General features: G+C 49.4%; 10 protein-coding genes. 7 read left to right on the forward strand and 3 right to left on the reverse strand.

Annotation, left to right across the window (positions count from 1 at the left end; genetic code table 11):
* Positions 1–43: 43 nt before the first annotated feature.
* Entirely contained in the window at positions 44–688 is a 645-nt protein-coding gene (locus PH235_RS08165) for a TetR/AcrR family transcriptional regulator (protein WP_272161865.1), read from the reverse strand.
* Between the two features lie 303 nt (positions 689–991).
* On the reverse strand, positions 992–1,948 hold the full coding sequence (locus tag PH235_RS08170; RefSeq protein WP_272161866.1) for an AEC family transporter: 957 nt from the start codon (positions 1,946–1,948) through the stop codon (positions 992–994).
* Between the two features lie 349 nt (positions 1,949–2,297).
* On the opposite strand from PH235_RS08170, the gene PH235_RS08175 reads away from it, so the two are divergent.
* The 6 genes from PH235_RS08175 (at position 2,298) to PH235_RS08200 (ending at position 8,610) form a co-directional block, all read left to right on the forward strand.
* Positions 2,298–3,086, forward strand: coding sequence for an alpha/beta fold hydrolase (locus tag PH235_RS08175; protein ID WP_272161867.1), 789 nt, complete (start codon positions 2,298–2,300; stop codon positions 3,084–3,086).
* 82 nt (positions 3,087–3,168) lie between these two features.
* Complete coding sequence (locus tag PH235_RS08180) at positions 3,169–4,461, forward strand: hypothetical protein (protein WP_272161868.1); 1,293 nt, start codon at positions 3,169–3,171, stop codon at positions 4,459–4,461.
* Between the two features lie 49 nt (positions 4,462–4,510).
* Entirely contained in the window at positions 4,511–6,040 is a 1,530-nt protein-coding gene (locus PH235_RS08185; protein WP_272161869.1) for a DUF1538 domain-containing protein, read from the forward strand.
* Positions 6,041–6,831: 791 nt separating this feature from the next.
* The gene (locus PH235_RS08190; protein WP_272161870.1) at positions 6,832–7,674 is read left to right on the forward strand and encodes a nuclease-related domain-containing protein; all 843 of its coding nucleotides are present in this window, start codon (positions 6,832–6,834) and stop codon (positions 7,672–7,674) included.
* 309 nt (positions 7,675–7,983) lie between these two features.
* On the forward strand, positions 7,984–8,304 hold the full coding sequence (locus tag PH235_RS14580; RefSeq protein WP_443080854.1) for a type II toxin-antitoxin system Phd/YefM family antitoxin: 321 nt from the start codon (positions 7,984–7,986) through the stop codon (positions 8,302–8,304).
* A gap of 3 nt (positions 8,305–8,307) precedes the next feature.
* Positions 8,308–8,610, forward strand: a complete 303-nt coding sequence (locus PH235_RS08200; protein ID WP_272161871.1) for a type II toxin-antitoxin system RelE family toxin — start codon at positions 8,308–8,310, stop codon at positions 8,608–8,610.
* Positions 8,611–9,121: 511 nt separating this feature from the next.
* Here PH235_RS08200 and PH235_RS08205 read toward each other — a convergent pair.
* Positions 9,122–10,192: a YeiH family protein gene (locus tag PH235_RS08205; RefSeq protein ID WP_272161872.1), complete on the reverse strand. Its 1,071-nt coding sequence runs from the start codon at positions 10,190–10,192 to the stop codon at positions 9,122–9,124.
* Positions 10,193–10,495: 303 nt separating this feature from the next.
* Here PH235_RS08205 and PH235_RS08210 point away from each other — a divergent pair, with 303 nt between their 5' ends.
* Positions 10,496–11,527 carry a GMP reductase gene (locus PH235_RS08210; protein ID WP_272161873.1) on the forward strand — a complete coding sequence of 344 codons (1,032 nt, stop codon included), beginning with the start codon at positions 10,496–10,498 and terminating at the stop codon, positions 11,525–11,527.
* Positions 11,528–12,510 lie beyond the last annotated feature (983 nt).

The raw sequence follows: 12,510 nt of genomic DNA on the forward strand, positions 1-12,510 counted from the left end.
GGGTACAGTATAGTCCTTAACAGAGCAGACTGTCAAGGACTGATTATGGCTGGAGGCCTTTTTCGAGAAAAAGAATCAAATGATCGGTTTCGACATTCGCATCGGCGTTGCTTGAGAGACCCATCGATTTCGCGACGACAAAGCCGGCAACCGTGCTGATGATCAGGCGGATGATTTCTTCATTCGGCCAGTCGACGATCTCTTGCTTTTGTTTGAACAGATCCAGAAGTTGATTGATTTCTTGGAACAGAGCTCCCGGAATCAACGTCAGCAGATTGTCGCGCATGCTTTCCTGGTAGAGATATTCCGTCAGAAAGATTTTCCAGATTTTCATGTTGTTGCCGGCGAAATCGATCCTGTCAGGCAGGACATGGTGGAGAAAATGATGGAAGGATAAGTCAGCCATATTCTCTTTATTTTTCTGCAGCTCCGCTGGGATCAACACTTCGAGCGACTTGCTGAGGATCGGCAAAATGCTGGCATACAACAAATTCTCCTTCGAACCGAAATGCTTGAAGATGGTGCCTTCCGCCACATTCGCCAATAGGGAGATGTCCTTGGTCGAAGTATTCGAATAGCCTTTTTCCGCGAACAACTCCAGGCTGGCGCTCAAAATAGCCTGCATCTTCGGCGTCAGTTTTTCGTTGTTCTGGATTTTGTGTTTAAAGATTTCAAAAACCGAATCCACTCTATCCGCTCCTTTACTGTTGTTTTGGTTTCATCTTACGGCGTAAACCGGAAACAAGCAAGCAGTTTCCGGAGATTGGTGGCGGATGTGCGGAGACCGGAGATCGGATCGATTGGGCGGAGTTTCCCCGCCAAAGGCCGTTTGGCGGGGAGAACCCGCTCGTCATAGAACAGAATTCCCCGCCAAAACCGATTTGGCGGGCTAAATCAGCATCATGCGGCCCGAAATAAACCGCCAAAGACTGTTTGGCGGGGAAACTCCCGCCCCGAGAAAACCAAAAATACCGCCTCGCTATTCAGACCGTCAAAGCAGCACCGTCATCAGAATGATGAACGTCACGATGGAGAGGATGACGTTCAGCGAGAGGAAATTCATGATGAAGCTCTTGTCGGGGCAATCGCCTTCGATGAAGACAGGAATAATGAAGGAGGGCGGACAGATGAACATCGTGTAGACGGCCATCTGGAACATCCGGTCCAAGCCAAGCAGCCTGTCGATGACGAATGTGTTCAGCAGATAGGCCAACAGAAGCATCATACCAATCCGGAGCAATACCGCCGGGAGCGGAACCAAGAGCTGTTTCAGATCGAAATGGAGCTCATAGCCGATCACCAGCAGAATAAGCGGCAAAGTGATTTCTGCCAGCATTCCCGCAGTAGCGACCAATGCGGAGGTCACAGGGTTCGTGTGGAAAAACGTCCGCCCTCCAAGCATGGAGGCGAGAATTCCCAAAAACATGGAGATCAGGAAAGGGGATTTGACTAGATGTTTGACCTGGTCCTTCAAGCTCATCCGTTTTCTGCCGGTTTGGTTGCAGCCGACTTTATCCAAAAAAGTCGCGAGTACGATGAAGATGAATATCAGATTGCCGATATCGAGGATGGCCAATCTGTACAGGTGCTCGGCGCCGAAAGTGGAGATGAAGAGCGGATAGCCGATGATGCCGGTGACGAAGCTGGAATAGACTGCCGGGAAGAATGCATTGGATGATTTCCAGATTTTTTTGAACAAAAATCCCATCGAGAAAGCCAGCAGGCAAGTGATGAAGACCGCGACGGAGCCCCATAGGTAGTCCGCTTGCAGATCGGCATCCAATAAAATCAGAAACAAAAGACAGGGCAAGGCCAGGTTCAAAATCAGCTTCTTCATGCCTTTGACGGCATCGGCGCTGATGAATGCGGTCTTCTCCAGAACAACCCCTGTCATTATCAGCGCGATGACCGGAAATGCCTTCAAGGCGATGGTTATGATGTCGTTCATGAAAAATATCCCCCTTCGTCCACCTGAAGTACGGCGCTGACAGTTGCCAAATGCGATGGCCAAGATAGCTGCAAAGGAATGGACACGATAGGATAGTTGCTGCGGGCACCCGCAAACTTATTTGTTACTTCACTGCTATTGTGCGCCCAATGGATTGGGTTATGCAAATGATATGGCACGGATCGGAATTTCTACTTGCCGCTATTAGGAGGCGGGTGCTTTCCATATTAACAATAATCATTCCGGATGATGATCTAAAATTAGCGAACCGAATCAGGAGGAATTATAATGGGGGTGAATGAAACCCCGGCAGGTGCATGAAAAGTATTATGATGAAAGGAAGTGCCCGATGGAACTTATCGCAAAGAGTGCCGAACTGACGAACGGCCTGCGCCTGAGCTATGCCGAACAGGGCGCAAATAGCGGTACGCCGCTTATCCTGTTGCCCGGGATCGCAGATTCCTGGCGCATCTTCGAGCCGCTGCTTGCGGAACTCACGGAGAGCGTCCACGTATATGCCTTGAGCCAACGGGGACATGGCGATTCGGATCGGCCCAAGAGCGGATACCGCACCCGTGATTTTGTGGAGGATCTGCGACTGTTCATGGATGCGCTGCAGATTGGTGAAGCGGTCATCGTAGGGGCTTCAAGCGGCGGTTTCGCAGCCCGCAGCTTCGCCGCAACGCATCCGGAACGGACGGCGGGTCTGGTCCTGTTGGGTTCACCCGCCACGCTGACAGGGCGGCCGAACTTGTTTGCGGAGCTGAAGGATCCGATTGATCCTGGTTTCATGAAAAGTTTTGCGGAGAGCGTCCTTTCCCGCGCGGCATCTGCTGAAGCCTTGGACAGCATGATAGCCGAAAACCTGAAGGTGCCTGCCCGGGTATGGGTGGAAACCAGCAACGGCCTGCTTGAAGAAACACTTCCCGGCGAGCTCGCCAAAATCCAAGCGCCCACGCTCATCGTCTGGGGCGATCGGGATCCCATCATCACGAATGAGGACCAGCTCGCGTTAACTGAAGTTATCAAGGGGTCCAAGCTCATCGCACACTCTGGATCGGGTCATATGCTCTATTGGGAAGAACCCGCCCTGATCGCACGGGATATTGTTGATTTCCTTATCAATGGAAAGATTTAGTCAGTCCAAAAGCAATCCATCTGCAACGAGCCAACCGTCGTTCATCATTTTTGTTGAACATTAAGAAAGGAAGTTCTTTGTTATGGCTAAACAAAATCCCCCGCCAGGGTACAAAGACATGATGGCATTCAGCCTCGTCGATGCCCTGTTGGGAAGACGTTCCCGCCGCTTCTTCAGGGGTGCAGAGATCCCGGACGGCGTCTTTGCCTACAAGTCCCGTTTCGAACCGGAACCGTTGAGTGAATTGGAAAAAATGCTTGTCGTGGCTGCCTGCGGAGGAAACACGAGCTGGCATCACATGCACTACCGCGCCAAGGAATACGCCCCGCAGCTGTCCAATTACGCAGGCGCCGCCAGTGGACGCACCTTCCCATCGTCAGCCGGTTTCCATACGAGCAAGATCTTTTTCACAGATGATGAGGGGGTCTATGTGCTCGACAACCGGGATGAGCCGGCTTTTGCGGAAAGGGGGAAGGACGGGGAGCTGGACTTCGAAGAGATGGTGGCGGACATGCAGGCGCATGTCACCAAATTGCAGGACGGGCGCCTGAAAGTGCCGGCGGAAATGCCGCATGTCGAGCCGCACAACACTTGGGTGGCCAATCAACCCGGTACGCTGATGGTCATCCCGGTGGCCGATATCTCGCTGCATCTTATTCTCGGACTCTGTTATTTGGTTCAGAACCGCTTTGTCCTCTATGATGACATCAATAAGCGCAGCATCCCGGGCATCGAGCAGTTCAGTCACATCATTGATCCGCAAAACGTCTACCCGATAACAGTCGCCGAACAGCTGATGCTCGCAGAAGCCACCGCCGAGCTATCCACCAGTTGCTATGCAGGCGCCTTGATGCTGCAGGCGATGGGCTTGGGCGGTTGGATGTACGATGGCATCAATCCGCTCAGCCTACTTGGTGCGAGCGGCGATCCGGCTGTTCCCGGCTTGGGCTTCCGTTTCGATACCCGGGAGGACTGGCCCATTCCGAACGTCACCGGTCTGGAAGGCGTGATGGAGGGCTTCTGCCCGCCGCATTATCCGGATATGCGGGCGGCGGTCGAAGCGATCGTGAAGCGCAAATTCGGGCCAGGCGGACCGTTCCACCCGGATACACCAGGGCCTTGGAAAGATTCGAAAAAGGTCCGTTCCGCTGCGAAAGTGCATGATGAAGACTTCATCGCCTGCGTCACTTTGCAGGCGCAATACATCTTCGACACATTCGGCAAGTTCCCTGCGACCGTCCCGACCATGGCAATCGTGACCTTCCTGCAGGCGCACCACCTTGATCTGGAATTCTACGACAAGTTCTACAACCCCGGCGCTTATCTGAAGACGCATGCGGAGCATATGGAGAAATGGCATCCGCATGATCAATGAGAATAGGCCATCATGACTGGGTATGTCCGCACTTGCTTTTGGGAGAGGAGTGATTTCGTTGAACCTATTTTTGTCGAAGGTCCGGGAAGTGCTGCAAGCGGTCCTTCCGGTCGTCGGAATCGTCCTGCTGCTGCATATCACCTTGACGCCGCTGACCGACCTGCAGCTTGCCCGTTTTCTGTTCGGTGCCCTCTGCATAACAGCGGGCCTATCCATTTTTCTCTACGCCATCGATTTGAGCGTCAACCTGATTGGTCGGGCGATGGGGCGGACCTTCGCCAAGACGGACAGCCTCCTATTGCTGGCAGGAGCGGGACTGGCTTTGGGTTTCATCATTTCCATCGCGGAGCCCGACCTGCACATCCTGGCCGGACAAGTCGAACGGCTGACTGCGGGAACGGTCTCGAAATGGGGGATCATCCTCGTCGTTTCGGTCGGCATCGCCGTCATGCTTGCGATCGGGCTGATCCGGATCGTCAAAACCTTCCCCCTCCACAAACTGCTCGTAGGTTTCTATGCCGGCGTGTTCCTGTTGGCTCTGTCCGCCTCCGATGAATTCCTCGCCATCGCCTTCGATGCTTCGGGCGCAACAACCGGCGCCATGACGGTACCATTCATCATGTCGATGGCGTTGGGGGTCACGCTGCTGCGCAAAAGCACCCTCGCTTCCAATGATTGTGGATTCGGCCTAATCGGGGTCGTTTCGATCGGTCCCATTCTGTCGGTTTTGGTGATGGACCGCTTCAGAGAAACCTTGCAGGGAACCCCCATAGCTGAGGCTCCGGTCCGAACGCCTTTAACGGTTTCGCAAACCGTATTGGGCCCGTTCCTCGACAAAGTGCCGGTCATAGCCGAAGAAGTGCTGCTGGCGTTGTTGCCCATCTTCCTGATTTTCATGCTGCTGCAACGCGTTTCCTTCCGGCTGTCCCGCAAAAACGTCTCGTGGATCATCTACGGACTGCTGCTGACCTACATAGGCCTCTTCCTGTTCCTACTTGGCGCGCAGGGCGGTTTCATGGAAGTCGGACGCACGATCGGTTTCAACGTTGCTTCTTTGGATAATAAACTATATTTGCTTGTGATCAGCTTTGTGCTCGGTTTGGTCACCGTCTTGGCGGAACCGGCCGTCCATGTTCTGACGCACCAAATCGAAGACATCACGAACGGCGCTGTCAAAAGGAATGCGGTCAAAGCCGTTCTGTCCTTGGGAATCGGTACGGCCGTCGCCTTGGCGATGTTGCGGATCGTCTTCCCTCAGATTCAGCTATGGCACTATCTGCTGCCGGGCTACCTCATTGCGCTGACACTGACCTTTTTCGTACCCAAAATATTTGTCGGCATCGCCTTCGATTCCGGAGGCGTCGCATCCGGACCGATGACAGCGACATTCATCCTCTCCTTCGTCCAAGGAGCGGCCAGCGCGATGGCCGGAGACAGCCTCGTCTCCGACAGTTTCGGCATGATCGCCCTCGTCGCGATGACCCCGATCATCGCCGTTCAGGTGTTGGGGCTTGTGTATAAGCTGCGGGCAGATGGAAACAATGGAGACGGAATTCAATGTAATCCTGGAAAAGAATAGCGGAGAATACCGAAGAGCCGACACCCGCGCGATGTGTTGACTGAACGGAAGTCGGAGAACACCGAACAGTCGACGTCCGCACCATGTGTTGACTGACCGAGAAGTGAAGAATACCGAACAGCCGACGCCCACGCGATATGTTGACTGAACGCAGAACGGAGAATGCTGAACAGTCGACGCCGGCACGGTATGTCAGCTGAACGTAGATCGAAGAACACCGAAAAGCCGACGGCCACGCGGTATGCATGTCACTGGCTAACGCCCTTCGAAAGCACAAAACACCCTAGAATAACATTTAGGCTCTTCAAATAAACAAAAACCAGGCAGCCGCCTCTCCAACGATGGATGAAGCGGCTGCCTTTTTAGTCTGGATAAGCCTGAAGGAGAAGAATGTCAACTGAACGAAGAATGAATGTTACCGAATAGCCGACGAAAGGCGGATATGTCGGCTGAACGTAAATCGGGGGATGGGGAACAGTCGACACCCGCGCGATGTGTTGACTGAACGAGGAGTGACGGACACCGAACAGTCGACAAGAAGAAAAAACGTCGACTGAACGAAGGGAACAAGAACACAAACAGCCGACGAACGATGCAGCATAAATCCTCATTTGCGTAGAAACAGATTTTGTATTTCATAAATAATATCCGCTTCTTCAAATATAGAAGCTGTATGGCAAATTATGCGTATACTACCTTTGAAAATAAATATTGGAGGCGGATGTATTGGCATTTAAAGAACGCACAAAATCTATGCATTTACGCATTTATGAAATTTTAGCCGTATGCGATTGGATAAAGAAAATTTTTACTACTATCTCAATTTGAAAAAGGGATATGAGGGTGAGTGCCGATTTGACGGATTGACAGAAAAACTGGGGGCGAAATGTATTGTTCTGAATGATTTGCAATTGGAAATTAGACGTTCTTCCTTACAGATAGACGCGTTGCTAATTTGTGAAGGTAAAATAGTGTTATATGAAATCAAAAATTACGGTGGGATACACCACTGGGGGCCGGAAGAATTTACGAAGCAATCGGGCACTACTTTGGAAAATCCTTCCCTGCAATTAACGAAAACAAAAGTAAGGCTGCGGAAGCTCCTGAAGAGCATGGGCTATTCGATTGAAATTCAAGCATTTATAGTATACGTAAATCCAGAATTTTCAATCTGGGGAGCCCCGTGCGAGGGTGACAGCATTCTTCCTGGGCAGATTTCGGAGCATTTCCGTGAACTGCAAAATATGAAACCCGTAACAAATCCGGAACTGGAAAAGTTGGCGCAAGCACTTGTTGAATGTCATGATCCTGAGTATCCAAGTAAGTTGATCAAATTTGACTATGAAAAAATGAATAAAGGGATAAATTGCCCAACTTGTGGACTGCTCGTGCAAAATTTCTGCAGACGCTCCCATGTGTGTGAAAGTTGCGGGAAGAAGATGATCATACAAAAAGCCATCAGCAATAGCATTACGGACTTCCAAATCCTTTTTCCAAATGAAAAACTGACAACAAAACGTTTGGCAGATTGGTGCGGCACGGAAGATACAAATCGCGTGTATAAGGTTTTGAAGCGAGAATATCATGCTGCTGGAAGTGAGAGTGGCAGATATTATATCCCGTTGAATGAATAGCCGACGCCTGTACGATGTGTCGGCTGAATGAAGAGCGGAAGATACCGAATAGCCGACATAGGCGTGATGTGTTGACTGAACGAAGACTGAAGAATACCGAACAGCCGACGTCCACGAGGTATGTGGATAGAACGAAGACTGAAGAATACCGAAGAGCTGACGCCGGCTTCGGCCGGCTGTACGCGCAGCGTGATAAACATTTCTTCCTTCTTAAGCAATAAACATTTTTTATATATTAAAGATATCACAAAAAGACTTTTAAAAGTTTTTAAACGGTGTATAATGGGGTAAAATAAGGAGATGATAAAAATGGGCTTTAAAATTCTTGACGTCCCAACCACTTCCATATCTGAAGTGAAAAAATCCCCGTCCATCGTATTTAAAAAAGCTGAGAGAGAAAACACTCCTGTCTACGTTTTTAATCGTGGAGATGTTGCTGGCGTTATGCTAACGCAGGAACAGTACGAATCTTTGACAAACGAAATCGAAGTATTACATGAGCGAGTATTGGACTTAGAAGTAGAGAAGCGTTTAGCTATCAAAGATTTAAAACTATATTCGGATGAAGAAGTCCGTGGCGCCAACGCCGATCAGTTTCTTACCATAGATGAGAATGACGGGTGGGAGTAGTTTGTGCATACGATAGAGTGGACGGCGTTATCAAAACAGGATTACGATTCTCTGGATGGGAGTCAGAAGATTTTCGTGGACAAAGCTATTGTAAGGATTAAAGAATCTGGCATGCAAGCAGGACAAGCCTTACACGGTTCACTGAGCGAGTGCAGGAAGTTGAAGAACAAAAAAATGGGGCTTCGAATCGTATTTCGGGAGGCAAATGGCAAAATCGAGGTTATCCAGGTAGTCGCAATCGGCAAACGCGATAAAAAAGAGGTTTATAAAACAGCGGAAAATAGAATAAAACCTGACCAAGGATGAATGTAAAAAATCAGAAACATATGTACGGGGAATGCGAAATAGCCGTGATAGCTTATATACGTCGGTGTCTGTAATGCGAATGCTGTCTATCACCAGAATATGATATGTATGTCGGGCTAACGCCCATTGAAAGCACAAAACACCCTAGAACAACATATCTGCTCTTCAAATATACAAAAACCAGGCAGTCGCCTCTCCAGTGATGGATGATGCGGCTGCCTTTTTTGGTCCGCATAAGCCTGAAAAGCATGAATGTCGGCTGAACGAAGAGTGGGAGATGTTGAATAGCCGACGAGAGCCTGATGCGTTGACTGAACGGAAATTGGAGGATGCAGAACAGCCGACACCCGCGCGTTGTGTTGACTGAACGAGGGGTGACGAATACAGAACAGTCGACGCCAGCGGAATGTGTTGACTGAACGAAGGACGGAGAACACCAAACAGCCGACGGAAGGCGGATATATAGCCAAAAAGCATCGGCTCCCACAGGAACCGATGCTTTTTGGCGCTATTATCCGAAAAATACCCGTATCAGCGCAACGGCCATGACAACCTGCACCGCTCCAACGGTCAACCCATACAGCATAGCTTTGGGGCCTTCTTTGATGATGTCGGCGAATTTGACGCGCATGCCGATCGCAGCGAGGGCGGCGACTTCGAATTGGGTGCTGATGGCTTTTGAAGCGACCAAGGCGCCTTCTGGAACGCCGATGAAGCTGCGGATCAAGAAGAAAACGACGAATCCGGTAAGGAACCAAGGGACGCCGTAGGAGACGGCGGCCGGGTTAGCTGACGCTCCCACTCCGGTGACTGACCCTTCATCAACCCCCGCGCGCTTCTTGCGCGTGAACAAAGATTCTCCTTCATTCATATTCATACGCCCGTACAATACGGCGACGACGATGATTAAAAGCACGCGCATCAGCTTGAAGACGGTCGCCAGCGTGACGACTTCGTCATTGACGAGTTTGGCGGCGGCAACGACTTGGCCGACGGATTGGACGGTTCCGCCGATCAGGGCGGAGGTGCGCAGAGTGTCGCTGCCGTACAGAATGGCGCCCAGAACTGGCAGCAGGATCATCAGCGCAGTGCCGGTCAGGTTGACGATGGTGATTGAGATGCCTTTTTCCTTGTTGTCGGCTTTGACAATCGGCGAGACGGTCCCGATGGCGGAGGAACCGCAGACTGCATTTCCGGCGCCCATCAGCAGCGCGAAGCGTTTGCCGAATCCGAAGTATTTGCCGAGATTGTAGGTGACGAAAATCGTCAGGGAAATCTGTAGGATGATGAAGACGAAGCCTTTCAGCCCGGCTGATTTCAATACTTGGAAATCCAGGATCAACCCGTTCAGGACGATAGCGTATTCGAGCAGCCTTTTTTCAGAGAATTTGGTTCCTTGGCTCAATTCTGGTCGGTTCAGGAGCGTGTTGCCCAGTAGCATCCCCAAGAGGATAGCGATGAGCGCGGCGCCCAAAGTCGGCAGGAAGCGTGCGAGAAATTGGCTGGCCAAGGAGATGAGGATGCTGACGGCGAGGCCGGGAAGTATCCCATCGAGTTCCTTTTTGATTGCATTTATTTTCATGAGTGATGAGCCCCTCCAATATTATTACTGTTCAGTAATCCATTTTACCTGAATTTGCGTATAAATGAAAATATGGCAGGAGTATCAGTCGAACTGTGCTGGGATGCGCCAACCATCAGCTTTTCGTGACGCTCAAAAGTAAAACTTACTTTTCATCAACAATTAATCTTTGACAAACCTTTGGCAGTAGTGTAACTTACTATAGGGACTTTACGATAGAAGACATTTTTTGCCTTCACGTCCGTGTCTGTGTAAAGCGATTCCCGCAAGGAAAAGTGCACTAACAGAAAGAGGGAAATAGAAATGAAAATTTTTGACTATGAAGACGTACAATTAATTCCGAACAAGAGTGTTGTGCAGAGCCGTTCTGAATGCGACACGACTGTTGTACTTGGTGGCCGCACGTTTAAATTGCCGGTGGTGCCTGCGAACATGCAGACGATTCTGGACGAAGAACTTGCTGAAAAGTTAGCCAGAGAGGGTTATTTCTACATCATGCACCGTTTTGATGAGGCGAGCCGTTTGCCGTTCATCCAACACATGCATGAAAAAGGTTTGTTTGCTTCCATCAGTTTGGGGATCAAAGCAGCAGAATTCGATTTCGTAAATGAATTGGCGGCTAAAAAAGCCGTTCCTGAATATACAACAATCGACGTGGCGCATGGTCATTCCGATGAAGTCATCCGCATGATCAAACACGTCAAAGCAGTGATGCCGGCAACATTCCTGATTGCCGGTAACGTGGGCACTCCTGAAGGCGTCCGTGAATTGGAAAACGCCGGAGCCGATGCAACGAAAGTAGGGATCGGGCCTGGTAAAGTCTGCACAACCAAGATCAAGACCGGTTTCGGTACAGGCGGCTGGCAGTTGGCAGCAGTTAGCTGGTGCTCAAAAGCAGCAAGCAAACCAATCATCGCTGACGGCGGCGTCCGCACAAACGGAGACATCGCAAAATCGATCCGTTTCGGCGCAACAATGGTCATGGTCGGCTCGTTATTGGCCGGACACGACGAGTCACCGGGCGAAACGAAAGAAATCAACGGCCGCTTGTATAAAGAGTACTTCGGCAGTGCTTCCGAATACCAAAAAGGCCAACGCAAAAACGTTGAGGGCAAAAAGATCCTGACGCCTTACCACGGAACGATCGCAGATACCTTGAACGAAATGCGCGAAGACCTACAGTCATCCATCTCCTATGCGGGTGGAAAAGACATCACAGCGATCCGCAAATGCGATTATGTGTTGGTTAAGAATTCCATCTACAACGGCGACAGCAACCAAGGCATCATCGAAGCCGGCCGTAGCTCATACGGCGAAGGCGACACTATTTTGTAAGAAATAAAGTAAACAAAAGTAGGCCCTCAGCGGCGCCCGGAAACTACGGGGTGACGCTGAGGGCCTGTTTTATTACGGTGAAACCGGGGAAAAAGGGGACGATTTTGGATGCGCTTCCAAAATGAGAATCGTTGACTGGCCAATACAAATACAATATTTTGGAAAACGATATTCATAAGAATATAAAGTGTACATTATCAACAAAACAATAGTTTAACCATTCCGAGGTTGGTGGCATCTTTTATGTGAGTTCGTATAAAATTTGTGCAATTATTAACAAACTAGCAATGAAAGTGGCGCCAAAACACAGACCGCTCAACGAAAAACAATTTTGTATTTTCTGATACCTTAATATACATTTATTGAACTGAATGTGGTCGTTCAGCTAATATTGTGATCGGTGTTTTCCTACTCTAAATAGTAAGGAAGCTTAATAAACTAATCTAATTTAATTGATGCAGCATGATTTGTGTGTGCATGTAAATTCGCAGTATGCAATATTGGCTGATATTTCTTTTCTTTTTGAACATAAAAAAAAGAAATAGAAAAAATTGCCCACGGGTGCTATACTAAGATTAGTAAGAGAGCTCTTACTTTTCTGAATAACATTTGTTTAAATGGTAATTGTGTGCAGCCAATTGTACAACAAATATTTAAGCAATCGCTGGAGGTAGGTTTATATCAACCAATCACTAATGGAGCAGTCTGAAGTTTCGCTTCTGTCTAACCCGTAGCCGAAACCCTCCCCGCAGTACCCCATCTTTATCAATAATTGATCGCAATACATACTTCGCCTACATAATGAACGAATAAGATTTCCTCGCTACATTTTTAGGGTTAAGTTGATGGGCTTAGTGGAAATATGCTGAAGGAACTAAACAACTGCGAAAAGTCTGAGGCCGGAGTCCGAATCCGGCCTTATTTTATTTCATCTATTATTATAAATTTTCTGGATTTATCAGTAAAACAAGTGGATAAAAGAA

Source organism: Trichococcus sp. K1Tr (assembly GCF_028309625.1).
In the GTDB taxonomy this organism is placed as follows: Bacteria; Bacillota; Bacilli; order Lactobacillales; family Aerococcaceae; genus Trichococcus.